Raw genomic sequence first — 25,299 nt, forward strand, 5'->3', positions numbered from 1 at the left:
TAAAAGGCCATAGGCTGTTGGCGTGATCATCGCATTCGTCGGCCCCACCGCAAGCGGCAAGAGCGACCTCGCCCTGGACGTCATCGAGGCGCTGGCCGAGCTGCGCCAGGTCAAGGCGCCGCAGCTGGCGCAGGTGGTGGGCGCCGACGCCATGCAGCTCTACCGCGGCATGGACGTGGGCACCGCCAAGCTTTCGTTGCGCGAGCGGCGAGGCATCACCCACCGGCAGATCGACGTGCTTGACCTCGCCCAGGAGGCCTCCGTTGCCGCCTACCAGCGCCACGCCAGGGCCGACGTTGCCGCCATCCGCGCCGAGGGTGCACTGCCCGTGGTGGTGGGCGGCTCCGGGCTCTACATCCGCGCCCTGCTGGACGAACTGGACTTTCCCGGCACCGACCCGGCCGTGCGCGCCAGGCTGGAGGCCGAGGCCGACGTGTTGGGCCCGCGCGGCCTGCACCGCCGCCTGGCCGAGGCCGACCCGGTGGCCGCCGCCCAGATCGAGCCGGCCAACGTGCGCCGCGTGGTGCGCGCCCTGGAGGTGATCGAGCTGACCGGGCGGCCCTTCAGCGCCGCCCTGCCGGCCCACACCTACCACCACGAACCCACCTACCAGTTCCAGATCGACGTGCCGCGCGCCGAACTGGACCACCGCATCGAGCGGCGCACGGACGCCATGTTCGCAGCCGGGCTGGTGGAGGAGACGCGCGAGCTCATGCGCCAGGGCCTGGCCAGCGCCCCCACCGCGTCGCGGGCCACCGGCTACGCGCAGGCCATGGAGGTGATCGCCGGGCGGATGACGCAGCGGGAGGCCATCGACGCCGTCGCCCTGGCCACCCGCCAGCTGGCCCGCAAGCAGCTCAAGTGGTTCCGCCGCGACCCGCGCATCCAGCTGCTGCCCTGGGAGGGCGGCGTGGACCCGATGGCCTGCGCCCGCCAGCTCGACGCCCTGCTCAAGCAGGCCGCAGGCGCCGGTCAGTAGGAGCAGGCACCGCGATAGACGGCTAGCGGCAGGCGCCTGAGGCCGAGGTGGGCCGCCGCCCACTCAGCCTCAAGCGGGCCAGGCCAGGCCAGCGCCTCAGCCCGTCGCCGCGCGGGCGGCGACCTCCAGCACCCGAAAACCCTTGGAGGAGGCGATGCGCTCGGTGGCAAAGCCCTGCTCGGTCAGCCAGCGCTGCAGGGAGTCGGCCCCCAGGTTCTTGCCCACCACCAGGTGCGCCTTCGCGTCGGGGGCAAGCAGGACCAGCCAGTCCAGCAGCAGCTCGTGCAGGGCGGCCTTGCCGATGCGGATGGGCGGGTTGGACCACAGGCCGGCCAGCTGCACGCCGCGCCCTCGCAGCACCGCCGGGGCGTCCTGGCCCAGGGTCTCCACGTTCCCCAGCCCGGCCGCAGCGCAGTTCGCTGCGGTCAGCTCGCGGGCCAGGGCGTTGACGTCGGCGGCCACCACGCTCGCCCCCGGGGCGGCGCTCGCCAGGGCAAGCGTGATCGGCCCCCAGCCGCAGCCGACGTCGGCCAACACCCCCGTACTCGGGGGCGGAGGGACGTGGTCAAGTAGGACGGCGGTGCCCGGGTCCAGGCGGGCGGTGCTGAACACACCACCGGCCGTGGTGACCGCGAAGTCGCGGCCCTGGATGGACACGGTGCGCTGCTCGCGGCGCTCGCTTACCGGCGCTGCGTCGAAGTAGTGGCTCACGCCAGCCACATTAGCGTGCCCACGGACACGGCCCGGCGATTACCGAAGTGGCGGGCTGGGTGGAAGAATGGAAACCCCGTCCGTTCCGTTTAGAGGAAGCCCTTGCACCCCACTCCCACCGCCCCCGAAGAAGACGTCATAGCTCGCATCCTGGCGCGCGCGGGCACCGCGCTCGCCTCCACCGAGGGCGTGCAGGAGAGCGCTGCGGGCGCGCTGGAACGCGAGGAGCGCGAGCGGCTGCGGCGCGTGCCCTCCCTGTCCACCGAGCTGGAGGACATCTCAGAGGTCGAGTACCGCCAGATCCGCCTGGAAAAGGTGGTGCTGGTGGGCCTGTGGTCCACCGGCAACGCGGAGATGGCGGAGGTCTCGCTGCGAGAACTGGCTGCCCTGGCGGAGACCGCCGGCTCCCAGGTGCTCGACGGCCTGCTGCAGCGGCGGGCCACCCCGGACCCGGCCACCTACCTGGGGCGAGGCAAGGCGGCGGAGCTGGCCGAGATCGTGGCCGCCAGCGGCGCGGACACCGTGATCGTGGACTCCGAGCTCTCCCCGTCCCAGCGGCGTGGCCTGGAGGACGTGGTCAAGGTCAAGGTGGTGGACCGCACCGCCCTGATCCTGGACATCTTTGCCCAGCACGCCAAGAGCCGCGAGGGCAAGGCCCAGGTGGAGCTGGCGCAGCTGGAGTACCTGCTGCCGCGCCTGCGCGGTTGGGGTGAGTCCATGTCTCGCCAGGCCGGTGGTCGCGTGGCGGCCGGTGCGGGCATCGGTTCGCGCGGCCCCGGTGAGACCAAGATCGAACTGGACCGGCGCCGCATCCGCACGCGCATGGCCAAGCTGAAGCGAGAGATCGCCGCCATGGCGCCGGCCCGCCAGACCCAGCGCCTGGAACGCCAACGCGGGCACGTCCCCGCCGTCGCCATTGCCGGCTACACCAACGCAGGCAAGTCCTCCCTGCTCAACCAGCTCACCGACGCCGGCGTCATGGTGCACGACGCCCTGTTCGCCACCCTGGACCCCACCGTGCGCCGCGCCCAGACGCCCGACGGGCGCCAGTACACGCTGGCGGACACCGTTGGGTTCGTGCGCAACCTGCCCCACGAGCTGGTAGAGGCCTTCCGCTCCACGCTGGAGGAGGTGGCGATGGCCGACCTGCTGCTGCACGTGGTGGACGCAGCCCACCCGGACCCGGTGGGCCAGATCGAGGCGGTGCGGGAGGTGATCGAGACGATCCCGGGGGGCAGCGACGTGCCCGAGCTGATCGTGCTGAACAAGGCCGACCTGGCCAGCGCGGAGGACCTGATCGCCCTGCGCACCCGCTACCCGCAGGCCGTGGCCGTCTCCGCCTACACGGGCCAGGGCATGGAGGAGCTGCGAGAGGAGATCGCCCGCCAGCTGCCGCGTCCCGGCGTCCACATCGACGCCGTGGTGCCCTACCACCGGGGCGACCTGGTGGCGCGAGTCCACGACACCGGGGAGCTGGAGCACGAGGAGCACCTGGCCACCGGCACTCGCGTGGTGGCGCAGGTGGACGCCGCCCTGGCGGTGGCGCTGCGCGACGCCTGCGTGGACGGCACCTGGCACGCCGTGCCGGCCAGCGGCTGGGAGAAGGCGCCGAGCCTGAAGCGGCTGACCCGCTCGGTCTGATGAGCCAGGACGACGCCGGACCCACCCAGGAAGAGCTGGTCCTGCGAGTCTTGTCCACCGCCGTGGCCGAGCTGGGCGGCACCGAGCGCGCGGGGCAGATACAAATGGCCAGCGCGGTGGTAGACGCCCTGGCCCGCTCCGCGCACCTGGTGGTGCAGGCAGGCACGGGCACCGGCAAGTCCCTGGGCTACCTTGCCCCGGTGATGACGCACGCCGCGCGAAGCGGCGAGAAGGCCGTGGTCTCCACCGCCACCCTGGCCCTGCAACGCCAGATCCTGCTCTCCGACGCCCCGCGCGTGGCGCAGGCGGTGGAGGAGACCACCGGCCTGCAACCCAAGGTGGCCGTGCTCAAGGGCTGGCAGAACTACGCCTGCCTGCACAAACTGGGCGGAGGCTACCCGAGCGAGGCCACCCTGCTGGACGTGGGGGAGGGCTACGCGGTCAGCGAGGCCTTTGGTGGCGCCACCACGGAGCTGGGCGAGCAGGTACTGCGCGCCCGCGACTGGGCCGCCACCAGCGCCACCGGCGACCGCGACGACCTGGTGCCGGGCGTGAGCGAGCGCGCGTGGGCGCAGGTCTCCACCGACACCGCGCGCTGCCTGAAGACCGCCTGCCCCGTGCGCACCGACTGCTTTGCGGAGCGAGCGCGCGCCCAGGCCTTCGAGGCTGACGTGATCATCACCAACCACGCCATGCTGGGCGTGGCCGCCTCCGGCAATCCTCGCGTGCTACCGGAGTTCTCCGCGCTCGTGGTGGACGAGGCCCACGAGCTGGAGGGACGCGTGCGCTCCCAAAACACGGTCGCCCTCTCCGCCAGCGCCGTCACCCGCGTGGCCTCCACCGCGCGCAGGCAGGCCAAGGCCGTCGTCTCCCCGCTGGAGGACGCCGCCGGCCTGCTGGCCGCAGCGCTAATGGAGGTGCCGGACGGGCGCCTGATCGACGGGCCGGACCAGGTGCTCGCCCTGGCCCTGACCCAGGTGGCGGCAGCCGCGCGCACCGTCCTGGCCGGTATCGACAAGCCCAACCAGGCCAGCCCGGACCGGGCCGCCGCCCTCCAACTGGCCGCCACTTCGCTCACCGAACTAATCGACGTGGCCGAGCGGGCGACGTCGGACAGCGTGAGCGCGGGACGCGACGTGGCCTACGTGGAGCGGCCCCGCCGGGGCGAGGACCCGCCGCAGCTAGTCATCTCGCCGATCGAGGTGGCCGCCGACGTCGCCAACCACCTCCTGGAGGGCCGCGCCGCCGTCCTCACCTCAGCCACCCTCTCCCTGGGCGGCACCTTCGACGCGGTGGCCCACCGCCTGGGCCTCAACCTGGCGAGCGAGCCGTGGGAGGGACTGGACGTCGGCTCCCCGTTCGACTACCGCAAGCAGGGCATCATCTACGTGGCCCGCCACCTGCCCGCCCCCACCCGGGACGGCACTGCGCTGGCGGCGAGCGAGGAGATGGTGCAGCTGGTGCGCGCCAGCGGCGGCGGCATGCTTGGCCTGTTCACCTCCCGCAAGGCGGCCGAGGACGCTGCGGCCTTCCTGCGCGAACACGTGGACTACCCCGTCTACTGCCAGGGCGAGGATCAGCTGCCCACCCTCATCGAGCGCTTCAAGACGGAGGAGGAATCCTGCCTGGTGGGCACGCTCTCGTTGTGGCAGGGCGTGGACGTGCCGGGCCCCGCCTGCCGCCTGGTGGTGATTGACCGAATCCCCTTCCCTCGCCCCACCGACCCCGTGATCGAGGCGCTGGGTGACCTGGCCAAGGCGCAGCGCCGCAGCGATTTCGCCGCCGTCTCCCTGCCCCACGCCGCCCTGCTGTTGGCGCAGGGAGCCGGCCGCCTGGTACGACGTTCCACCGACCGGGGCGTGGTGGCCGTGCTGGACTCCCGCCTGGCCACCAAGGGCTACGGCGCCTTCCTGCGCGCCTCCCTCCCGGACTTCTGGCCCACCACCGACCTGGGGGTGGTACTCGGCGCGCTCGGCCGATTGGCTGGAACGGATCCGTCAACCCGTTAATGAATCAAAACTGCGCAGTTGATCATTTCGCTGCCAACTAACGTCCCTTGTCGAGCCCCGGGCGGCGATTAATGTTGTAAGGGTCATCACCTGTTAGGAGTCGAAAATGACAATGGCCCCCGAAAACGCCGCTCAATCCCTGTACCCGACCCGTGGTGAGGCTCGTCCCACAAAGCTAGCGATCATTGGTGCCGGTGCTGTCGGCTCCACCCTGGCCTACGCCGCAGTCATCCGCGGCGTGGCGCGCGAGGTGGTGCTGTACGACATCAACAAGGCGAAGGTGGAGGCGGAGGCCCTCGACATCGCCCACGGTATCCAGTTCACCCCCATGAACAAGGTGTACGGCTCTGACGACATCGAGTCCGTGCGCGACGCCGACGTCGTGGTTGTCACCGCCGGCGCCAAGCAGAACCCCGGCCAGACCCGCCTGGAGCTGGCCGGCTCCACCGTGGACCTGATGAAGAAGATCCTCCCGCCGCTGGTGGAGGTTGCCCCCAACGCCGTCTACATCCTGGTCACCAACCCGGTCGACGTGGTCACCTACGCTTCCCTGAAGATCACCGGCCTGGACCCGATGCGCATGTTCGGCTCCGGCACGGTGCTGGACACCTCCCGCCTGCGCTACCTGGTCTCCCTGGAGACGGGCATCGCGGTGCAGAACATCCACGCCTACATCGCCGGTGAGCATGGCGACTCCGAGGTGCCACTGTGGTCCACCGCCGAGATCGGCAACGTGCCGCTGCTGCAGTGGGAGCTGCCGAACGGCGGCCGCTTTGACCACGACCTGCGCGAGCGCATCCGCGTGGACGTGGTGCAGTCCGCCTACCGCATCATCGAGGGCAAGGGTGCCACCAACTACGCCGTGGGCCTGGCGGTCACCAAGATCATCGAGGCCGTGCTGCGCGGCGAGAACCGGGTGCTGACGGTCTCTACGCTGCTGGACGACTGGAACGGCATCAGCGACGTGTGCATGGCCGTGCCCACCATCGTCTCCCGCGAGGGTGCCGGCAAGGTCCTGGCCCCGCCGATCACCATGATCGAGCGCGACGCCCTGACCGCCTCCGCGCTCCAGCTGCGCGAGGTGGCCCGTTCGCTGGGCTTCTAGGCTGCGCGAAACGGGTTGAGTGTGGGGCTGCCGGTGGATCACCGGCAGCCCCACACTTAGTTGGAACCTGTGCGCGAATCAGATGGCACGGATAACGGTGACCACCTTGCCCAGGATCGTTGCCTCGTCGCCCGAAATAGGGGGATAGGCGGAGTTGCGGGGCAGGAGCCAGACGTGACCGTCCTTGCGGGAGAGGGCCTTTACCGTGGCCTCCCCGTCGATCATCGCGGCCACGATCTCGCCGTTCTCCGCCACGTTCTGGCTGCGCACCACCACCCAGTCGCCGTCGCAGATCGCGGCGTCGATCATCGAATCTCCGCTCACCTCCAGCATGAACAGGTCGCCGGTGCCGGTAAAGCGCTCGGGGAGCGGCAGTACGTCCTCCACCACCTGCTCTGCCAGGATCGGGCCGCCGGCCGCGATGCGGCCCACCAGCGGCACGTAGGCGGCTCGCGCCGCGCTCTCCTGGCCGCTGCTGGTTTCGAAGTGAACACCCTGCTCTCCCACGGGCGGCAACGCGTCGGAAGCCGCGCCCCGCCCCAGGCGGGTGACGGTGGCCAGCGAGCCGGTCGGCTGGCCCGGCGGGGTGCCTGCCGCGTCAGCTGTGGGTGCGGCAGTCCCCGCCGGAGCGGGCAGGGAAGCCGCCGGTGTGGGGGGCGGGGAAGCCGCGTCCAGGGGGCTCTGCGGCGCGATGATCTCGATGGTGCGGGGCCGACGGGGGTCGCGCCGCACGAAACCGAGCTTCTCCAGCGCGTCGAGGTGGTGCTTGACCGAGGAGGGCGAGGAGAGCCCCACCGCCTCGCCGATCTCTCGAACGCTGGGCGGGTAGCCGGTCTGGGTCACCTGCCCGGAGATGAACGCGAGGATTTCCTGCTGGCGCTGGTTGATGCCCTGCGGGCCGGCGCCATCGTTGGCGCGAGTCCCGGATTCCTTGCGTGCAGCCATCCCCACTCCAAATGTTGGTACCCGATGTTTGGCTGGTCCCAGCTTAAGAGCCAATCGAACAGAAGGCAAACATTTGTTCGATCAAAGCCTCGACAAGGCGGGGCGAGTGTTCTAAGCTGCAAACAAGCGTTCGACGAACAAGTGTTCGAGGAGTGGTCATGAGTGCATTGGCAGTTCACCCGGTAGTTCCGGTTCAGGGTGCGCCGCGGCACGGGCGCAAGCCCGGGCAGCGCCCGGCGGCTGGGCGTCGTCACCTCAGCGTCGTCAACGCGGATTACCTGGCCGGCATGGAGGCGGGACGCGCCGGTGCGGCGCGGGCAACCCGCCGTGGTGCGGCGGGCGAGCGCGCTGCGGTTTCTCGTGCTGCTGCCCGTCCCGTCGGTGCGGTCAGCCTAGGCGGGGCGAGCGGCCAGATTGGCCAGGCGCGGTGGGCCGCTGGCCCCCGCGCCGGTGCGGCCCGAGTGGTCGGTTCCTCGGCTGCGGCGCGAGTTGCTGGCGCCTCTGTGCGGCCCGCCGGCGCAGCTGTGGCGGCGGGCGGGGGCCTGCGGCAGTGGCTGCGCGAGACCACCGAGATGTTCCTGGTGGCTGGCGGTATCTGCCTGGCCGCCGGGGTCATCGCCTTCACCCTGCTCGGGATGGTGCGCCCCTGAGTCGGCACTGGGGCGGTTAACCGAGAGCCCCCGCTTGCGGCAACAGGGGCATTTCCAAGCATTCGTCAAGCGTGAACGGGTAGGGTAAGGGTCCCCGGGGCGAAGCCCCGTCGTCGTCCCTAAGGAGATTTTCCGTGCGCTGCCCGTTGTGCCGACACTCAGATTCCCGAGTAGTGGACTCCCGGGCAAGCGAAGACGGCGCGGTAATCCGGCGCAGGCGGGAGTGCCTGGCCTGCAAGCAGCGCTTCACCACCACCGAGAGCGCCGCGCTGTTCGTCCTCAAGCGCTCCGGCACCCTAGAGCCCTTCTCCCGCGCCAAGGTGGTGGCGGGCCTGGCGAAGGCGTGCCAGGGCCGCCCCGTCTCCACCGACGACCTCGAGCGCCTGGCCCAACAGGTCGAGGAGACCATCCGCGCCACCGGCGCCGCCCAGGTGGAGACCGGGGAGATCGGCCGCACCATCCTGGAGCCGCTCAAGGAACTCGACGTCGTGGCCTACCTGCGCTTCGCCTCCGTCTACTCCGCCTTCAACTCCCTCGAGGACTTCGAGAGCGCCATCGCCTCACTGCGCAAGGAACGCCGCGCCTAGCGACACCCGCGCGGCGCGGGGCGGCCCGCCCGGCCAGGCAGCACCCGCAGGCGCGGGAGGCAGCGGCCACCCGTGATTGCGCCGGCGCGGAGTACGGGCAAACAAGAGCGTGGGGGCAGGGAGCCAAACGGCTCCCTGCCCCCACGCCTGCGCCTAGAGGCGGCTACTGGGCGGGCTTGCTGAGCGCCGCGACCAGCTCATCGAACGCCTTTGCGCCAACAGCTCCCGTGCCACCGACCACGATGGCGCGCGGGAAGTTGTTGTTGTCCTCCAGGTAGTACTCCACCTGACCGGGCAAGCCACCGGGCGCGGACAGCAGGAGCGCGCCGGAGGCGGTGTTCGCCAACGCCGCACCGCTCAGCGCGTCCGGGTAGGCCACACCGGAGGTGACCACCACCCGCTTCGCGTGCGGCGCGAAGCGCTGCGCGATCATCTGGGCCGTCTCGTAGCGGTCACCGCCCACGATGGAGGTGACGCGGATGCCCAGGTTGCGCGCCTCAGGCAGCGAGGCGCGCGCCGCGCTGCCACCCAGGGCCACGGCGGGCTTGGCGGTCTTGCGCAGGAACTGCGCCGTCTCCGCCGGCATCTTGCCGTTGACGGTCAACACGGTCACGGCCTTGGCGGAGCGGGCCGCGCCCCCAGCGGCGAGCGCGTCGGGGAAGTCCGTGCCGTCGGCGATGAACACCCGCTCGATCTGGCCGCCGTCGTCCAACGCCCTTTGGGCCAGGGCCGCAGCCGTGGCGAAGCGGTTGGCGCCACTGACGCGCTCCACAGTGAAGCCCGCCGCCTTCAGCTGGCTCTCCAGGGCCGGGCGCAGCGTGCCGGTGCCGCCGGCCAGGATCACCCGGCCGATCTTGGCGTCCTTCAGCGCGGCGCTCAGCGCGGAGTCCAGCGAACCGGGCCGGGTCAGGACCACCGGGCCGCCGTGCACGGAAGCCAGCGGGGCCGCGGCGAGCGCGTCGGAGTAGCCCTCGCCGGTGGCAAGGACGGCGACGTTGTTCCAGCTGCCCTCCCGCAGCGCCGCGACGGAGGTGGCGTAGCGGTCCGCGCCCGCCACCCGCTTGGCCCAGCCGTAGTCAAGGCCGAAGCCGAATGAGTAGACGTCGCGCGAGCCGTCCGGGGCCGGCACGGCCACCGGCAGCTTGCCCGAGGGCGAGGTGCGCCCAAGCAGCATGTTCGCGGCGGCGGTCAGGGAAACCTTGCGGTTGGAGTAGGTGGCCACGGCGGTCACCGGCGCGTCCTTGCCATCGAACTTGGCCATGTCGTACGGGTTGCGCGTGTTGATTAGGAAGAGTGGCTTGCCAACGGCGGCAACGTCGTTGACCATCTTCTCCTGCGCGGTGCCCACGTTCCAGCTGGTCATGACCACGGCGTCAACGTCGCCGGCCGCACTCACCATCGCCGCGATCTCGGCGTCGGTGGGGTGCGCCTTGGCCGTGGTCTTGAAGGTGACGGCGAAGCCCGCCTCCTCGAAGACGGGGGTGAGGTGCTCGGGGTTGCCGTAGGTGGAGCCGCACACCAGCAGCTTCGGGTACTGCACCGGGCTGAAGGGGGCGGCGTCGTTGTTGTTGCGCAGCAGCGTCAGGGACTTCGCCGCGATCTGCGCGGCGGTGGCCAGGGAGGAGTCGGTGCCCACGTTGTTCGGGATGGCCGCCAGGTCCACCGGGGCGGCATCCAGCACGCCGCGCTGCTGCTTCCACTTCAGCACGCGCAGCACGGAGGCGTCGATCTGGCTCAGCGGCACCGTGCCGTCAGCGACGGCCGCCTTGACGGCGCTCACCACGGCCTCCGCGTCGTAGACGTTGAGCAGGATGTCGCTACCGGCCTTCAGCGCCGCCACGGCCACGCGCCCGCGAATCACCTTCATGAACACGGTGTACTCCGCGTTGGCCTGCTGGTACTGGTCCTGCGCCGTCGGGTCGTCGGACGGCGGCGGGGAGGCGATGAGCGCCTTCAGCTCGCGGTAGCGCGCCTCCTCCTGCTCGCTCATGACGGCCAGTTGCGCGCCCTCCATGTCCAGGGCGTCGGTGGTGATGATTCCCTTGAATCCCATCTCCGTGCGCAGCAGGTCGGTGAGGACCTTCTTGGACAGGGTGCCGGGCATCTCCGGGTCGACGGCGTTCACGATGATGTGTGCGGTCATGATCATGTCCACGCCGGCATCGATGGCCTTCTGGAACGGCACCAGGTGACGGTTGAGGGTGGCGCGGTCGTAGGTCACCACGGGCAGACCCAGGTGGGAGTCGGTCACGGTGTCGCCGTGGCCCGGGAAGTGCTTGGCGGTGGCGGAGACACCCTGGGACTGCATGCCCAGGATCTGCGCGGTGCCGAGCTCACCGACCAGGTTCTCGTCGCTGGAGATGGAGCGCACGCCGATCACCGGGTTTTGCCAGTTCGTGTTGACGTCCACGGTGGGGGCGAAGTCCACGTTGATGCCCAGGGCGCGCAGCTCGCGGCCCAGGATCTCGCCCTGCTTGCGGGCCAGGTCCTTGTCCCGGGTGGCGCCGAGCGCCATGTTGCCGGGGAACTCCGTGGCAGGGGAGGTGATGCGGGCGACGATGCCGCCCTCCTGGTCGATCGTGATCGCCAGCGGCACGCGGGCGCCGTTGCCGCGCGCCGCCTCCTGCAGGCCGTTGGAGAGGGTGGCGACCTGCTCGAGGTTGGTGGGCCGGCCCACGTTGCCCGACCAGTTGAAGTAGAGCACGCCACCCAGGTGGTACTTGGCCACGGCCTGGGCGGGGGTGGTGACGTCCTCGCCGAAGACGGCCTGGTTCTTGGCCGCCATGGAGGCGTCGTCTGCGCTGGCGCCGTAGACGTGCGTCCACAGCAGCTGCCCCACCTTCTCGTCCAGGCTCATGCCGGCCAGGATCTGTTCGGGCGTGCCCAGCTGCTGGGATTCGCCGGCGGTGCCCTGGGCGGGGGTGACGTCTTCCCCTAGTGCGGGGACGGCCGCAGCGCACACCAGTGCAGCTGCGGCAGCGAGGGAAAGCATCGGTCGCATGAATCCTCCTTGATGTTAGCGCCGTCACATCAGCCTAGAGAACCTTTGCCGCCGGTGGGGCAGTTTGGGGAGGGATAGAGGCGCTCGATTAGATCGGCCGCGCCGATTTGTCGCGCTGCGGGTGGGCGACGTCGTGCCCGGTGGGTGGAGAGGCGGCGGGTTGGCGCACCGGCCGGGTGGGCGACGTCGTGCCCCTACCGCAGGCAAAAGCGCGGCCGCCACGCCGGGGACGAGGTGTCCCGGCGTGGCGGCCGCGTCGCGTGCCGGCGCCCGGCTAGTCCTTCTTGGCGGCCCTGTCGATGGAGCGCTGGCGCAGCTTCTCCTTGGCCTCGGCAACCGCGTGCTCGGCGGCCCGGGTCGCGGCGTGAGCGGCCTGGCTGGCAGCCTGTCCCGCCGCCTGCGCGGCCTGCGTCACCTTCGAAGAGGCGCTCAGCAGCTGCTCCTTGACGGAGCGGCGCAACACCTTGCCGATCTGGGAGCGCGGCAGCTCGGTCAGCACCGCGATCTGGCGGGGCAGCGCGTAGTGGGACAGCGACTTCTCCGCCCAGGCGCGCACCTCCTCCAGGCTCACCTGCTTGCCCGGCTCCAGCACCAGCGCGGCCATGACCTGCTCGCCCAGGGAGCCGGCAGGCATACCCACCACGGCCACGTCCACCACGCCCGGCATGGAACGCACGGCGTTCTCCACCTGGGAGGGGTAGATGTTGAAGCCGCCGGAGATGATCAGCTCCTTGCGGCGGTCGGCCATGACGATGAAGCCGTCGTCCAGGCGCACGATGTCACCGGTGCGCAGCCAGCCCTCGGAGGTGAAGAGATCCGCGGACTCCTCCGGCTCGTTCAGGTAGCCGGCGCACACCTGCGGGCCGCGCACGATCAGCTCGCCCTCCTCGCCGTCGGCCACGTCCACCGTCGGGTTCTCCGGGTCGACGATGCGCACCTCGGTGGACGGGAATGCCAGTCCCAGCGCGCCCGGGCGGCGCTTTTCCGAGACGGGGTTGCCCAGGATGACGGGGGAGCACTCGGTCATGCCGTAGCCCTCGATCACCTCGTGGCCCGTCACCTTCTCCCAGCGCTCGGCCACCTCCTTGGGCAGGCTCATCGCACCCACCAGCGTGATGCGGCAGGCGGAGAAGTCCTGCGGCTTGTCCCGCAGCGCCGCCTCCAGGCGGTCCAGGATCGGCGGGACGGCCGGCAGGAAGGTGATCGGGCGGCGCTGGTTGGCGGAGAACGTCAACTCCACGTCGAAGCGCGGCAGGATCAGCAAGGTGGCGCCGGAGGAGATGCCGAAGGTGAGGTTCAGGGTGAGGCCGAAGGCGTGGAAGAACGGCAGCACGGCCAGGAAAACCTCGCCCTGCCGGGACAGGCCCGGCAGCCAGGCCGCCCCCTGCGTGGCGTTGGCCACCAGGTTCGCGTGCGTCAGCATCACCGCCTTGGGCGAGCCCGTGGTGCCGCCCGTGTGCAGCAGCACAGCCAGGTCGCTCGGGACCGGGCGCGGGTGGGACTCGGTCAGCGGCAGGCTGCCCTCGATCATCTCGTCCAGCGGGATCGTGCCCAGCGGCACCTCGGCGCGCATCTCCGCCCGCTTCTGGCGGGCGGCCTTCAGCGGCAGCTTGAGGGCGAAGCGGATGCGCTTGGGCATCGAGGCGGTCAGGTCGATGGAGACGTAGGTGCGCCCCACCCCGGCCGGGTGCTCCTGCGCCAGGCGCGCCACCACCGGCTCCCAGGCGATCACCACCTGGGCGCCGTGCCGGCGGATCTGGTCCTCCAGCTCCTGGGTGGGGGCCAGGGGATTGTGCTCGGCCACCACCGCGCCCAGGCGGGCCAGGGCGTAGAACACCACCACGTGCTGCGGGCAGTTGGGGGCGATCACCGCGACCGTGGAGCCCGCCTCCACGCCCATGCGGCGCAGCACCTCCGCGGCACCAAGGACGCGCTGGTGGAGCTGACGGTAGGTGAGGGTGGCCCCCAGGAAGTCGGTGGCGACGCGATCGGGGTAGGAGCGTGCGGCGCTGGCCAGCAGCTCGTATAGATCGGTGTTGGGCACATCGACACTGGTGGGCACATCCGGCGCGTAGTGCTGCCAGGTTGCGGAGGTGACGGTCATCGGCACTTCGTTTTCTGGGAGTAGGACTTTCCTACGCAAGCGTAACCTACGCTGGCGTAAGTTACTGGGAGGGGCCGGACAAAACCGCAGGAGAAACCTGTGAGATTTCCGCAGCTCCGGGGAGCGCAAAGGCCGGTGGGCGGGGTGTTGACCCCGCCCACCGGCCTGCCCCGCCCACCTGGGCTGCCCAGCCCCTCTGGGGCGGGCCCGCGCCCGCCGCCGCGCCCACACCGGGCCGCGCGGGGACGCCGGCGCTCAGCTTCTCAGATCGCCACCACCCGCAGACGGACGGTCTGCTCCATCTCCTTCAGCGCCGCGATCGCCTCGATGGGCAGCTCGGAGGCGATGTCGGTGATCACGTAGCCCAGCTCGCCGTGCGTGCCCAGGATCTGGCCCTCGATGTTCGCCCCGGCCTCCGCGAAGGCCTGGTTGATCAGTGCCAGCACACCGGGGGTGTTGCGGTGCACGTAGGCCACGCGGTGGCGGCCCCGCCCGGAGGTGGGCAGGGTCAGCTGCGGCAGGTTGACGCACATGTCCGTCGACGCACTGCGCAGGTACTCGTTCAGCTTGCCGGCCACGAAACGGCCGATGTCGTGCTGCGCCTCCTCGGTGGAGCCACCGATGTGCGGGGTGAGGATCACGTTGTCGTAGCCGCGCAGCGGGAACTCGAACGGATCCCCGTTCTTCTTGGGCTCCTCCGGGTAGACGTCGGCCGCCGCGCCGGACAGCTTGCCGCTGTCCAGGGCGCGGTGCAGGGCGTCGTAGTCCACAAAGTGGCCGCGCGAGAGGTTGATAAAGACGGCGCCGTCCTTCATCTTGGCGAACTCGCGGTCGCCGAAGATCGCCTCGGTACCGGCCGAGCCGGAGATGTGCACGGAGACCACGTCGGCCTCGCCCAGCAGCTCCTCCAGGCTGGACATGGGGCGGGCGTTACCGAGCGCCAGCTTCTCCACCACGTCGTAGTAGACAACCTTCATGCCCATGGCCTCGGCCAGGATCGACAACTGGGCGCCGATGTTGCCGTAGCCGACGATCCCGAGCGTGCGCCCACGCACCTCGTGCGCGCCGTCGGCCGTCTTGTCCCACACCCCGGCGTGCAGAGCGTCGTTCAACGGGGTGAGGCGGCGGGTGAGGCAGATGATCTCAGCCAGCGCCAGCTCCACCACCGAGCGGGTGTTGGAGTAGGGGGCGTTGAACACCGGGATGCCCATCTGGGCGGCCGTGGTCAGGTCGATCTGGTTGGTGCCGATACAAAACGCGCCCATGGCCTGCAGGCCGGGGCGGGCGCGCAGCACGCGCTCGGTGACGTTGGTCTTGGAGCGCAGGCCCAGCACGTCGATGCCGTCCAGGGCCTCGATCAGCTCGTCCTCGTCCAGGGCACCCTTGTAGCGCACCACCTCGTGACCGGAGGCGGTAAAGACCTCGTCTGCCACGGCGTGCGGGTTCTCCAGCAACAGAATGCGACTCATGGGGGTAATTGTGCCTGCAATTACCGCCGCGCCTCCCACCCGGTCACTGCTTGGGCGCTTGGCGTTGGACACACCGCCACGTGGGGGCCCGTCGTGGCCGACGTCTCACCGGCCACCCCCTGCTCCCGCCCGCGCCCTGCCACAGTGCGCCCGTATGGCGCGCCCGGGCAGCGCCGGTGTGCCCGCGCGGGCGCGGTCAGCTGGCGCTCAGGCTCGCCACCAGCTCACGCAGCCAGGCGGGCAGCGTGCCGCTGCTGGCCAACAGCAGACGCGTGGTGGGGCGCGTCATCGCCACGTAGAGATCGGCCGGGTGCGCGGCCAGCTCCATCGGCTCCCACAGCACCACGGAGTCGAACTCCAGGCCCTTGGACGCCAGCGGCGGCATCACCACCACCCGGTTGAGCAGGTCCAGGTCGTGGGAGGCGCTGCTCAGGTGGCTGGCAAGGGCGGTGCGCACGGCCGCCACCTGGGCGGCCGGGGCGATCACGGCGAGGGTGCCCGTGCCGGTGCCCTTGTGCCCGTCCAGCCAGGCCAGCTCGCCGCGCACGGTCGCCTCTAGCTCGCTGTGCTTCACGTCCTCGGCGGTGAGCAGCGAGTCCGGCAGGTCCCGGGCCGCCGTGAGCGGGTAGCCCGCCGGGGAGCCCAGCACCTCCAGGGTGGAGGTGGCGGCGTCGATGATGCGAGAGGGGGTGCGGTAAGAGACCGTCAGCGCGAACTCGCGCAGCTCGGCGGCCAGCTTCTTGCCCAGGGCCCGGCGCCAGGACGCGGCGGGCCGCGCCGAAGCTGACTGCGCCAGGTCACCCACCACGGTGAGGGAGTGGGCGGGGCAGCGGCGCAGGATCGCCCGCCATGCCATCGGGCTAAGCTCCTGGGCCTCGTCGACGATCACGTGCCCGTAGGTCCAGGACCTGTCCCGGCCGGCCCGCTCGGCCAGCGTCAGCTCCGGGCCGGTCTCCGCAAACCGCTCGGCCAGCATGGCCGCTGAGACGATCCCGTTCTCCAGCCCCGCCGTCTCCAGCGCGGCCTGCGCCGCGGCCACCTCCGCCGCCCGGCGCGCCTCCTCGGCCCGCTTGGTGCGCTCGAGCGCCGTGTCTCCCACCAGCTCGGCCAGCTCGTCCAGCAACGGAATGTCAGCCTCGGTGAGCGGGGAGCCCAGCGGGCGCCACACCAGGGCCTTCTCGTCCTCGCTCAGCTCGGGCGCAAAAGTGTCCAAGAAGTGGGGGTGGTAGTAGATGCGCGCCAGCAGCGACTGGATGTCGATGGGCATCCAGCACTTGTTGAGCGCCACGCGCACGTCGCGGTCCTGGCGCAGGTCCTCCCGCATCCAGTCCTCCACCTCCGCGTCCGCGCTGCGGCGGTAGGCCACGGCCAGGCGGGCGGAGAGCGAATCCAGCATCGCCTCCACGAACTTCACCCGGGCCTCGTTGTGCGCGAAACCCGTGCGTCTGGCCCGCGTCTGGGCCGCCTTCACCTCGCCCGGGTCCAGGGCGATGGTCAGGCCGCTGACCCGCAGCTTCTGGGGCTCGGGCACCCGCTGGTAGGAGGCGACGACCCGGGCAAGCACCCGGCTCCACAGCGGGCGCCCCTTGATCTCTGCGGCGCGGCGCGAGTCCACCGCCCCCACCCGGTAGCCCGGCAGCAGGTCACCCATGGTGGTCGAAACCACGCCGGACTCGCCCAGCGAGGGCAGCACGTGCTCGATGTAGCGCAGGAAGGTGCGCGATGGCCCCACCACCAGCACCCCAGAGCGGGCCAGGCGCTCGCGGTGGGTGTGCAGCAGGTAGGCGGCGCGGTGCAGCGCAACCGCCGTCTTGCCGGTGCCCGGGCCGCCCTGGACCACGGTCACGCCGTCCAGCGGGGCGCGCACTACCACGTCCTGCTCGGCCTGGATCGTGGCCACGATGTCGTTCATGCGCCCGGAGCGGGCGGCCGCCAGCGCACCGAACAGCGCGCCCTCACCGCGCACCTGGGTCAGGTCCACCGCCCCGGAGGTGTCCAGCAGGTCGTCCTGCAGGTCGATCACCTGGCGGCGGCGCGTGACCACGTGACGCCGGCGAGCCACCCCGAGCGGGTGGGCGGCGGTGGCCCGGTAGAAGGGCTCGCAGGCCGGGGCGCGCCAGTCCAGCAGGAGCTTGTTGCCCTCGGAGTCGTGCAGGCCGATGCGCCCCACGTAGCGCTCCTCGCCGTCGCTCATGTCCAGGCGCCCAAACACCAGGCGCTCCTCGACCTGACTGAGCCGCTGGGCCTCGTCGCCGTAGTGGGCGGCCAGGGCGTCGCGCTCCGTGAGCGACTGGGGCGTGCCGGCCACCGCCTCGCCCTGCACGCGGCTCTGCTCCGCCCGGTAGTGCTCGCGGCGGGCATCCAACGCCTGGTAGGCGGCGCTCACGCGCTCCTGCTCGCGCGCGATCTCCGCATCCCGCACCAACTCGACTGCGGCGGCCTCAGCGCCTTCCTGTCCCAGCGCGGCGTCGGCCATCACGGCGGCGGGGCGGCCGGCCTGCCCACTCAGGGCGGCGGCGGGGGCGGGGGGAGCGGACGGGACAACCGGGGTGCGTTTCGTCAACGGAGAGGCAACCTTTCAACAGGGGGCCATCCATTATGGCCAATCGAGGCGGCGCGTGGGGAGCGGATGCGCCCGCTGCGCTGAGCGCAAAGTCCCACTCCGCAGGCTGGTTTGGAATCGCCAGGGCGGCTGGGACGTTCTACCCTCTAAAGAGAAGGGAGGCGGCATGAGTGACCTTTTCACCCGCGAAGTAGCCAGCTTCCGCGCGCCGGTTTTGATCCACCACCTCAGCGGTGGCATGGACGCGGGCGACGCGGGCCGGCTGGTGAGCGAGCAGCTGCGCGCCGCCCTGCCCGCCACCCGGATCGGCACGTTCAACACGGACGCGCTGCTGGACTACCGCTCCCACCGCCCCACCGTCTGGGTGGAGAACTGGCAGGTGGGCGGGGTCCACGAGCCCGAACTGGCGCTGGACCTGGTGCACGACTACGAGGGCACGCCGATCCTGCTGCTGCACGGCCCGGAGCCGGACTTCAAGTGGAATGCGTTTCGAGACGAGGTGGCGCGCATCGTCAAGGAGGCGGGCGTGGAACTGACCGTCTCTGCCTTCGGCGTGCCCGTGCCGGTGCCGCACACGCGCCCCACCCCGGTGCACGCGACCGGCACGGCCGCCGCCCACCTGCAGCGCCCCTCGCTGATCGGGGCGATGCAGACCGCCGCCTCCCTGGACATGCTGCTGGATGTGGACCAGGCCCAGCGCGGCGGCGACACGCTGCAATTGGTTGCCTTCGTGCCCTTCTACCTGGGCGATTCCTCCAGCGCCGGGGCGGCCGCAGCCGTGATCGGGCACCTGAGCGAGGTCACCGGCCTGAAGCTGCCGGTGGGGGACCTGGAGGCGGCCGCCTCCTCCCAGGCCGCTCCGGTGGAGAGCATCCTGGAACTGGCCGGCGGCGAGGACGGCCAGTTCGGCGAGTTCGTCTCCATGCTGGAAAAGCAGTACGACAACGCCCTGCCCGCCATGGCGCAAAGCGCCGCGAAGGCGGAGAGCGGCGAGCTGCCCACCGGCGAGGAGATCGCCCAGGCCATGCAGGGCTACCTCGCCTCCCTGAGCGAGCAGGGCGCGGCCGCGCGCACCGCCGCCGCGCAGCCTGCGCCCGCTGCACCCTCGCACTCCACCGCCCCGCCGCGCGCCCCGCGTCACCGCCGCGAGGACCCAGTCAGCGTCCAGTTCTTCGGTGGCGGGGGAGTACTGGAGGGCGGGGACGACGACGCCACCGGCCGATTCGAGGCGCCTGGCCCCGGTGAGGTGCCGCCGGGGGACGACGCCGCCACCGGGCACCCCGAGGACCCGCAGCCGGAGAGCTAACAGGACCCGGCTGGGGGCGGCGCGCTCGCGGTGAGGCGGGCGAGCAACGTCGTCCACGGCGCCGATGATTTGGCCGCCGGCCAGGCCGCCAGGCGAGTGAACGCGGGGTGAATTAGCGCCCAACCGAATTCGTCCAATTTGTTACCTGTATTCAAAAAATGCGCACGCAGGTGTGTGATAGGTGACATACTGACGTTGTCTATCGGGGTCGGGGCAGGCCGGCGGGAAGAGCCCCAGGCCCGCAGCAAGGGGAGTGAATTCAGATGGTGCAGGGAGTGGTCAAGCGATTCAGCCCCGAGAAGGGGTGGGGCTTCCTAGAGCAGAGCGACGGCCAGGGGCCGGACGTCTTTGTTCACTACAGCTCCATCCAGACCGAGGGCTTCAGGACCCTGGAGCGCGGCCAGCGCGTCGAGTTCGAGATCACCCAGGGACCCAAGGGGCTGCAGGCAAGCAACGTGGTGCCGCTCTAACCCCCTAAGCACGGGGCCGGGTCTGCACCGGGGCCGCTAGTCGCGGTAGGGCTCGTTGCCGGCCGCGAAGGCCACCAGCTTCTCCCCGGAAATGAACGCCGCCGGCAGCGGCAGGCGCAAGAGCAGGCGGGTCAACTCGCTGCGCTCCCAGCAGACGTCGGGCGCGAACGCGAGCACAAAGTTGCCGTAGCGGCGCCCGGTCAACAAGGCCGGCAGGCTGATCAGCGCCGTCGACTCGGGGCGGCCCCACACCTCCAGGGCGGTGGCCACCTCCCGCCTGGCCTCAGTAAGGGGCGGGCGCGCACCCAGATTGGCCAGGTAGAGCCCGCCCTCCTCCAGGCGGGACCGGACGGCCTGCACAAACTCGGCGGTGCGCAGGTGGGCGGGCACGTCGCGCCCCACAAAGACATCGCGCGTAATCGCCTCGAAGCGCGCACTGCCCTCGGCGAGCACGGCCCGCGCCTCACCGTGGCGAACCCGTAGGCGGGGGGAGCGGGGAAGGTCGAACCACTGGCGGGCGTTGGCGGCCAGCACCGAGTCGTACTCCACGGCCACCTGGGCCGAGCCCGGAAAGCGAGCGTCCCAGGCGCGGGCCAGCGCGCAGCCACCCCCGCCCAGGTGCAGCGCCCGCACCGGGCCCTCGCCGCGCGCCGCCCGCAGCGCCGCCGTCATCTGCTGCATGTACTCGAACTCCAGGTGGGCCGGGTCTGCATCCAGGTAAGAGGACTCCACCCCGTCCACGTAGAGCAACACCCCGCGATCGTCCAGGTGGCACTCAAGCAGCGCGTGCTGGCCGCGCACCGGGCCCTCGGGCAGGTCGAACTGCGGGGTGGTGGCCCGGGAGGCCGTCCGGGACGCGGCGGCGCGGGAAGTAGAGGAACGTTTGCGGCTCACCCGCCAAAGGTAATATGCGCGCGTAAAGGAGGCCGCCATGAGCAACGCTCCCCGCAGCGCCGCAGCGCGCCGCAACTGGGGTGACGACGACTCCGGCACGCCCATCCTCCACCTGGACATGGACGCCTTCTTCGCCTCCGTGGAGGAACTGGACTACCCCCACCTTCGCGGCAGGCCCCTCGCCGTGGGCGGGCGGGAACGCGGCGTCATCAGCGCCGCCAACTACCAGGCGCGCGCGTACGGGGTGCGCTCTGCCATGCCCACCCACCTGGCCCTTGCCGCCTGCCCCCAACTGGTACTGCAGCCCGGCAGGTTCTCCCGCTACCGGGAGGTCAGCGCCGCCGTGATGGCGCTGCTCGCAGAGGTCACCTACCGGGTGGAACAGGTCAGCGTGGACGAGGCCTACCTGGACGTCTCCGGGGCCCGGCGCACCGGCGGCAGCCCAGTGGAGATCGGCGCACACCTGCGCCAGCGGATCCGCGAACGGGTGGGGGTGCCCGCCTCCGTCGGCGTGGGCTCCACCAAGCTGATCGCCAAACTGGCCTCCGCGCACGCCAAACCCGACGGCCTCCTGCTCATCCCCGCCCAGCGCTCCCTGGAGTTCCTCCACTCCCTGCCCGTGGGCGCCATCCCCGGGATCGGGGCGGTGACCCAAAGGAAACTGTCCGCCCGCGAGCTCCACACCGTGGGGGACCTAGCCGACCTGCTGCTCACCGGGCTCCTGCCGGGCGCGCGGCACGCTGCGGGCGCCCCGGCCGCCGGACACGCTGCGGGCGCCCCGGCCGCGCGGCACGGCGGCAGCGTCGTCCCCGTCACCGCGCTACCACTGTTACCGGGCGGGCGGGAACTGGAGCGACTGGTGGGCAGGTCGGCCGCAGAGAGCCTGGCGCGCATGGTCTTCAACAACGACCGCCGCCAGGTGCGCCCCGAACGCCAGGAGAAATCCCTGGGCAAGGAACGCACCTTCGCCACCAACCTGCGCACCAAGGCCGAGCTCGCCCAGCACGTGCGCAAGTTCGCCTACCACTGCGCCGCCTCCCTGCGCACCGCGAACCAGCGCGCCAGCGTGGTGGCGATCAAGGTCAGGGACGGGCAGTTTCGCACCGTCACCCGCTCGCGCAGCCTGGACCGACCCAGCAACGCGGTCGGGCAGATCACCGATGCGGCCCTGGCCCTGCTGGAGACGCTGCCCATGCCACCCACCGGCGTCAGGCTGCTCGGCGTGCGCGTGGAGGGACTGGTAGGGCAGGAGAGCGGATACCAGGCTGCCTTCGACGACGACCCGCGCGACTCCGCCTCCGCCCACGGCGTCGACGAGGTGCGCCGGCGCTTTGGCACCGACGCCCTGCTCCCGGCGGCCCTCCTCCCGACCGCCCTACCGGGAAAGCAGGAAAGGCCGCCCGGCGGTGGGGCCACCACCCCTTAGCGGGTCCGTGTCCCTAGCGCGCGTGTGTACCTAGCGTGCGTGTGTCCTTAGCGCGCCGCGCTCGCGGCTGGCGGTGTGCGGGCGGATGGCGGTGCGCGCCGCGCTCGCGGTTGGCCACGTCGTCGCCGGGTGTAGACGGGTGAGGCGGCGCACTTCCGGGACCGGTATTCTGTGGGGTAGCGATTCCTTACGGAAGGGGAGGGGGCGGCAATGGCACTGTCCGATCGCGAACGCGAGGTCTTGGCAGAACTCGAAGCGCAGCTACGCGCCGAGATGGGCACCGACGCCTCTGCCGATTTCGACGCGGCTACCCCCGGAGAGGTAACCCCCGATTCGTCCGTCGCCCAGCCCGGCGAAGGCGTGGACGACGTTCCCTCCAGCCCCGCCGACGAGTCCGGCCGCTCCGATGCAGGCACTGCCGGGGCCCGGGAGTCCCAGCGGTCAAGCCCGCGTCCCGCAGGCCAGGAGCGTGTGGTCAAGCCCGTTGCTCAGGCTAAGCGCCTGTCCATCCAGCACATGCTGGTCGGGGCGCTGCTGCTGGTGGTCGGGCTCGGCGTGATAGTCGCCGGGGTCTCGATGGGGGCCAGCGCGCTTTCCGTGGTCGTTGGCGTGGCCGGTTTCGTCTGCGCGCTCTTTGGCGCTCTCTACGCTGTCACCCCGGCCCCGGTCTCCGGCAAGAGGAACCGTCCCACCCGCCGCTAGCGGGGAGATCTCCTGACAGTCAGCCCGGCGGCGGTCCCGCTGGGTGGCACGGAGCGTACAAGCGTGCGGTTGGGGTACGTGTGACCGCTTGGGGGCGTGGCACCGGTCGGTCGGATGTACCCCGTTGTCACATTTGCGAGCTCGGGGTGCTCCGGCGGGTCGCGAGCCCTGGGGTGGTCCGGTTCGGGGGTGCGAGCCCTGGAGTGGGCTGGTTTGGCTGGGTGCTGGGTGGCACGGAGCGTACAAGTGTGCGGTTGGGGTACGTGTGACCGCTTGGGGGCGTGGCACCGGTCGGTCGGATGTACCCCGTTGCAGCATTTGCGAGCTTGGGGTGCTCCGGCGGGTCGCGAGCCCCGGGCACGCGGTGACCCGGCAGGTCCCCCTCCACTTCCATCCACGCCCCGGCGGCCCGCCCCGTGCGCGCCGGCAAAACCGTTGATTTTCTGCGCAAAAGGCGCCTCTTGTCCCGGTATGTCGGGCAGGGGCGCCTCTCTTTTTGGGCGCGGGCGCGGCGGCGTCGGACAAAATCCCTCCACTTTCCTCCCCGCCTTGTTTTGCAACGAAAACTAGGTATCAGAACCTTGATCATTTCCCCTGAAACGCCCTTATCTGGAAGATGGTGGAGTAAAGTGGAGGGCTAAGGGGGGAGGTGAAGGCATGTTTCTTGGTCACTACACGCCGCGGCTGGATGACAAGGGGCGCCTGATCCTGCCCGCTCGCTTCCGTGACGTCCTCAAGCGCATCGGCAGTGACGAACTGGTCATTACCCCCGGCCAGGAGGGCTGCCTTTACGTCTACCCGTACGAGGAATTCCAGGAGATCCACGCGCGGATGCGTGCCCAGGCCTCCTCGAACGCTGCGGTTCGTCACATTGAGCGCTTCATGCTCTCCAGCGCCCACCTGGAGCGCCCGGACAGCCAGGGACGGGTCACCATCCCGGCCCACCTGCGGGACAAGGCGGAACTGGAGAAGGACCTGCTGGTGGCGGGTGTGGGCCAGCGCTTCGAGATCTGGTCCGTGCCCAGGTGGGAGGCCTACCAGGTGGAGCAGAGCGAAGCCCTTGCCCACGTGCAGGAGGAGATCTTCCTGTGACCGGTGCCTTCAGGCCTCCTTCCGCTTCGCGGCCGCCTTCCCCAGGGCCGTGAGCCGGCGGGAGCCCTGAGGGAACCGGAAGAACCGAATAGTCACGACACGAATCCGATGAGACGCCGAGAGGAGGCGAGATGATCCAGGACAACGCCGCGCAGGACGCCGCGACGCCCGGTCACGGGCTGGCCGCCGGCGCCCCGACCGCGACGGAGGTGGCCGCCCTGCACGCGCCCGTGCTGCGCGACCGGTGCGTGGAGCTGCTCGCCCCGGCGCTGGCGGAGCCGGGCGCGGTGGCGATCGATGGCACGCTGGGAATGGGCGGGCACTCCGAGGCGATTTTGGAGGCCTGTCCCAACGCTCGGGTGGTCGGCATCGACCGCGACCCGCGCGCCCTGGAGCTGGCCAGCGCCCGCCTGGCGCGTTTTGGCGACCGCTTCACCGGCGTCCTGACGACCTACGACGCGGTGGCGCAGGTGGCTGCCAAGCACGGCCGCGACGGGCGGGTGCAGGCGATCTTGCTGGACCTGGGGGTGTCCTCGCTCCAGCTGGACGACGCCGAGCGCGGCTTCTCATACGCGCAGGACGCGGAGCTGGACATGCGCATGGGGGACACCGGGCCCTCGGCCGCCGACCTGCTGGCGAGCGCGAGCGAGTCCGAGCTGCGCCGCATCATCTCCGTCTACGGCGAGGAGCGCTTTGCCGGGGCGATCGCCCGGGAGATCGTGCGCCGCCGGGAGGTGAACCCGGTGCGCCGCACGGGCGAGCTGGCTGACCTGGTGCGCGACTGCATTCCCGCCCCGGCGCGCCGCACCGGCGGCAACCCGGCCAAGCGCACGTTCCAGGCGCTGCGCATCGCGGTCAACGACGAGCTGCGCATCCTGGAGCGCACCCTGCCGGCGGCGATCGGCGCCCTGTCCGTGGGTGGCCGGATCGCGGTCGAGTCCTACCACTCGCTGGAGGACCGGATGGTCAAGCAGGCCTTCGCGGCGGGGGCTACGTCTTCCGCCCCGCCCGGCCTGCCGGTGGTGCTGCCCGAGCACGCCCCCTACCTGCGTCTGCTCACGCGTGGCGCGGAGGTGGCCGACGCTGCCGAGCTGGCCCGCAATCCCCGTTCTGCCTCCGTGCGCCTACGGGCCGCTGAGCTGCTGCGCCCCGCCCCCAAGTCTTCGTCCCGCCCCGCCCCAGCCGTATCCACAACCCCCCGCCACAGGAGGAAGTAATGAGTGCCGTACCTGTACGCTCTACCAGGCCTGCTGTCCGCATCCGTCCGGAGCGGGCGCAGCTGCGCATGGTGCGCTCGGCTCCCAAGAGCCGCTTCATGACGCTCTTGGTCTCCACCGGTGTGGCCATCGTGGCTGCGGCCATGGCTCTGGCCGTGGGGATCACGTCCTTGTCCACCGAGCAGACCTACCAGATCAACGACCTGGAGTCCCAGCTCAGCGTGCTGAACGACGAGTTCGAGTCCCTGCGGGGCGACGCGCTGTCTGCGGCGTCCCCGCAGGAGCTGGCACGGCGCGCCGCAGAACTCGGGCTTGTCCGGGCTGGGGCGCCCGGCACGGTTACCCTGGCAGTGGGTGAGGTGACCGAGGCTTCGCCCGCTAAGTGAGGCCGCCTGGTCCACCTGGCATGTTCGTAGGCTCTCAGGAGG

At 71.0% G+C, this 25,299-nt stretch carries 20 protein-coding genes; 13 read left to right on the forward strand and 7 right to left on the reverse strand.

Annotated features, from left to right (window positions below):
* Positions 1-22 precede the first annotated feature (22 nt).
* Entirely contained in the window at positions 23-979 is a 957-nt protein-coding gene (miaA, locus tag ABYF38_RS08355) for a tRNA (adenosine(37)-N6)-dimethylallyltransferase MiaA (RefSeq protein WP_371151925.1), read from the forward strand.
* 96 nt (positions 980-1,075) lie between these two features.
* Here miaA and ABYF38_RS08360 read toward each other — a convergent pair whose 3' ends face one another.
* A complete protein-coding gene (locus ABYF38_RS08360; RefSeq protein WP_371151926.1) occupies positions 1,076-1,690 on the reverse strand; it encodes a class I SAM-dependent methyltransferase in 615 nt (204 codons plus the stop codon).
* Positions 1,691-1,792: 102 nt separating this feature from the next.
* Here ABYF38_RS08360 and hflX point away from each other — a divergent pair, with 102 nt between their 5' ends.
* The 3 genes from hflX (at position 1,793) to ABYF38_RS08375 (ending at position 6,445) form a co-directional block, all read left to right on the forward strand.
* Positions 1,793-3,331: a GTPase HflX gene (gene hflX, locus ABYF38_RS08365; protein WP_371151927.1), complete on the forward strand. Its 1,539-nt coding sequence runs from the start codon at positions 1,793-1,795 to the stop codon at positions 3,329-3,331.
* Positions 3,331-5,340 (forward strand): ATP-dependent DNA helicase, encoded by a 2,010-nt coding sequence (locus ABYF38_RS08370; protein ID WP_371151928.1) that lies wholly within the window; start codon positions 3,331-3,333, stop codon positions 5,338-5,340. Before hflX ends, ABYF38_RS08370 begins: the two co-directional genes overlap by 1 nt.
* Before the next feature lie 106 nt (positions 5,341-5,446).
* Complete coding sequence (locus ABYF38_RS08375) at positions 5,447-6,445, forward strand: L-lactate dehydrogenase (protein ID WP_371151929.1); 999 nt, start codon at positions 5,447-5,449, stop codon at positions 6,443-6,445.
* 78 nt (positions 6,446-6,523) lie between these two features.
* Here ABYF38_RS08375 and lexA read toward each other — a convergent pair whose 3' ends face one another.
* On the reverse strand, positions 6,524-7,390 hold the full coding sequence (gene lexA / locus ABYF38_RS08380) for a transcriptional repressor LexA (protein WP_371151930.1): 867 nt from the start codon (positions 7,388-7,390) through the stop codon (positions 6,524-6,526).
* A 158-nt stretch (positions 7,391-7,548) separates the two neighbouring features.
* On the opposite strand from lexA, the gene ABYF38_RS08385 reads away from it, so the two are divergent.
* Together ABYF38_RS08385 and nrdR are read left to right on the forward strand one after the other, a co-directional pair.
* Positions 7,549-8,040, forward strand: a complete 492-nt coding sequence (locus tag ABYF38_RS08385; protein WP_371151931.1) for a hypothetical protein — start codon at positions 7,549-7,551, stop codon at positions 8,038-8,040.
* A 134-nt stretch (positions 8,041-8,174) separates the two neighbouring features.
* Positions 8,175-8,627, forward strand: coding sequence for a transcriptional regulator NrdR (gene nrdR, locus ABYF38_RS08390; RefSeq protein ID WP_371151932.1), 453 nt, complete (start codon positions 8,175-8,177; stop codon positions 8,625-8,627).
* A gap of 163 nt (positions 8,628-8,790) precedes the next feature.
* On the opposite strand, the gene ABYF38_RS08395 is transcribed toward nrdR, so the two are convergent.
* From ABYF38_RS08395 to ABYF38_RS08410, 4 genes are all read right to left on the reverse strand, one after another.
* Complete coding sequence (locus ABYF38_RS08395) at positions 8,791-11,628, reverse strand: glycoside hydrolase family 3 N-terminal domain-containing protein (RefSeq protein ID WP_371151933.1); 2,838 nt, start codon at positions 11,626-11,628, stop codon at positions 8,791-8,793.
* Between the two features lie 274 nt (positions 11,629-11,902).
* Positions 11,903-13,732 carry an AMP-binding protein gene (locus ABYF38_RS08400; RefSeq protein ID WP_371151934.1) on the reverse strand — a complete coding sequence of 610 codons (1,830 nt, stop codon included), beginning with the start codon at positions 13,730-13,732 and terminating at the stop codon, positions 11,903-11,905.
* Positions 13,733-13,995: 263 nt separating this feature from the next.
* Positions 13,996-15,201: a phosphoglycerate dehydrogenase gene (gene serA / locus ABYF38_RS08405; protein WP_371151935.1), complete on the reverse strand. Its 1,206-nt coding sequence runs from the start codon at positions 15,199-15,201 to the stop codon at positions 13,996-13,998.
* Positions 15,202-15,397: 196 nt separating this feature from the next.
* Positions 15,398-17,764: a HelD family protein gene (locus tag ABYF38_RS08410; RefSeq protein WP_371151936.1), complete on the reverse strand. Its 2,367-nt coding sequence runs from the start codon at positions 17,762-17,764 to the stop codon at positions 15,398-15,400.
* 166 nt (positions 17,765-17,930) lie between these two features.
* Between ABYF38_RS08410 and ABYF38_RS08415 the strand changes: the two genes are divergently transcribed.
* Entirely contained in the window at positions 17,931-19,070 is a 1,140-nt protein-coding gene (locus ABYF38_RS08415) for a PAC2 family protein (protein WP_371151937.1), read from the forward strand.
* Between the two features lie 263 nt (positions 19,071-19,333).
* A complete protein-coding gene (locus ABYF38_RS08420; protein ID WP_371151938.1) occupies positions 19,334-19,540 on the forward strand; it encodes a cold-shock protein in 207 nt (68 codons plus the stop codon).
* A 36-nt stretch (positions 19,541-19,576) separates the two neighbouring features.
* Here the strand turns inward: ABYF38_RS08420 and ABYF38_RS08425 are convergent, their stop codons facing one another.
* Positions 19,577-20,434, reverse strand: a complete 858-nt coding sequence (locus tag ABYF38_RS08425) for a spermidine synthase (protein WP_371151939.1) — start codon at positions 20,432-20,434, stop codon at positions 19,577-19,579.
* Between the two features lie 37 nt (positions 20,435-20,471).
* Between ABYF38_RS08425 and ABYF38_RS08430 the strand changes: the two genes are divergently transcribed.
* The 5 genes from ABYF38_RS08430 (at position 20,472) to ABYF38_RS08450 (ending at position 25,257) form a co-directional block, all read left to right on the forward strand.
* Positions 20,472-21,860, forward strand: coding sequence for a Y-family DNA polymerase (locus ABYF38_RS08430; protein WP_371151940.1), 1,389 nt, complete (start codon positions 20,472-20,474; stop codon positions 21,858-21,860).
* Positions 21,861-22,070: 210 nt separating this feature from the next.
* Complete coding sequence (locus ABYF38_RS08435) at positions 22,071-22,562, forward strand: hypothetical protein (protein ID WP_371151941.1); 492 nt, start codon at positions 22,071-22,073, stop codon at positions 22,560-22,562.
* A 657-nt stretch (positions 22,563-23,219) separates the two neighbouring features.
* Entirely contained in the window at positions 23,220-23,654 is a 435-nt protein-coding gene (gene mraZ / locus ABYF38_RS08440) for a division/cell wall cluster transcriptional repressor MraZ (RefSeq protein WP_371151942.1), read from the forward strand.
* A 131-nt stretch (positions 23,655-23,785) separates the two neighbouring features.
* Positions 23,786-24,871, forward strand: a complete 1,086-nt coding sequence (gene rsmH, locus ABYF38_RS08445; RefSeq protein WP_371151943.1) for a 16S rRNA (cytosine(1402)-N(4))-methyltransferase RsmH — start codon at positions 23,786-23,788, stop codon at positions 24,869-24,871.
* Positions 24,871-25,257, forward strand: a complete 387-nt coding sequence (locus ABYF38_RS08450; protein ID WP_371151944.1) for a hypothetical protein — start codon at positions 24,871-24,873, stop codon at positions 25,255-25,257. Before rsmH ends, ABYF38_RS08450 begins: the two co-directional genes overlap by 1 nt.
* Positions 25,258-25,299 lie beyond the last annotated feature (42 nt).

Source organism: Buchananella sp. 14KM1171 (genome assembly GCF_041380365.1).
Lineage (GTDB): Bacteria > Actinomycetota > Actinomycetes > Actinomycetales > Actinomycetaceae > Buchananella > Buchananella felis.

What these genes read in the sequence shown, in the direction of transcription:
- rsmH (WP_371151943.1), top strand. Translation starts at nt 23,786, where the DNA reads ATGATCCAGGACAACGCCGCGCAGGACGCCGCGACGCCCGGTCACGGG.
- ABYF38_RS08400 (WP_371151934.1), bottom strand. Translation starts at nt 13,732, where the DNA reads ATGACCGTCACCTCCGCAACCTGGCAGCACTACGCGCCGGATGTGCCC.
- serA (WP_371151935.1), bottom strand. Translation starts at nt 15,201, where the DNA reads ATGAGTCGCATTCTGTTGCTGGAGAACCCGCACGCCGTGGCAGACGAG.
- mraZ (WP_371151942.1), top strand. Translation starts at nt 23,220, where the DNA reads ATGTTTCTTGGTCACTACACGCCGCGGCTGGATGACAAGGGGCGCCTG.
- ABYF38_RS08395 (WP_371151933.1), bottom strand. Translation starts at nt 11,628, where the DNA reads ATGCGACCGATGCTTTCCCTCGCTGCCGCAGCTGCACTGGTGTGCGCT.
- ABYF38_RS08415 (WP_371151937.1), top strand. Translation starts at nt 17,931, where the DNA reads ATGAGTGACCTTTTCACCCGCGAAGTAGCCAGCTTCCGCGCGCCGGTT.
- ABYF38_RS08430 (WP_371151940.1), top strand. Translation starts at nt 20,472, where the DNA reads ATGAGCAACGCTCCCCGCAGCGCCGCAGCGCGCCGCAACTGGGGTGAC.
- ABYF38_RS08450 (WP_371151944.1), top strand. Translation starts at nt 24,871, where the DNA reads ATGAGTGCCGTACCTGTACGCTCTACCAGGCCTGCTGTCCGCATCCGT.
- ABYF38_RS08420 (WP_371151938.1), top strand. Translation starts at nt 19,334, where the DNA reads ATGGTGCAGGGAGTGGTCAAGCGATTCAGCCCCGAGAAGGGGTGGGGC.
- ABYF38_RS08375 (WP_371151929.1), top strand. Translation starts at nt 5,447, where the DNA reads ATGACAATGGCCCCCGAAAACGCCGCTCAATCCCTGTACCCGACCCGT.
- ABYF38_RS08435 (WP_371151941.1), top strand. Translation starts at nt 22,071, where the DNA reads ATGGCACTGTCCGATCGCGAACGCGAGGTCTTGGCAGAACTCGAAGCG.
- ABYF38_RS08370 (WP_371151928.1), top strand. Translation starts at nt 3,331, where the DNA reads ATGAGCCAGGACGACGCCGGACCCACCCAGGAAGAGCTGGTCCTGCGA.
- lexA (WP_371151930.1), bottom strand. Translation starts at nt 7,390, where the DNA reads ATGGCTGCACGCAAGGAATCCGGGACTCGCGCCAACGATGGCGCCGGC.
- ABYF38_RS08385 (WP_371151931.1), top strand. Translation starts at nt 7,549, where the DNA reads ATGAGTGCATTGGCAGTTCACCCGGTAGTTCCGGTTCAGGGTGCGCCG.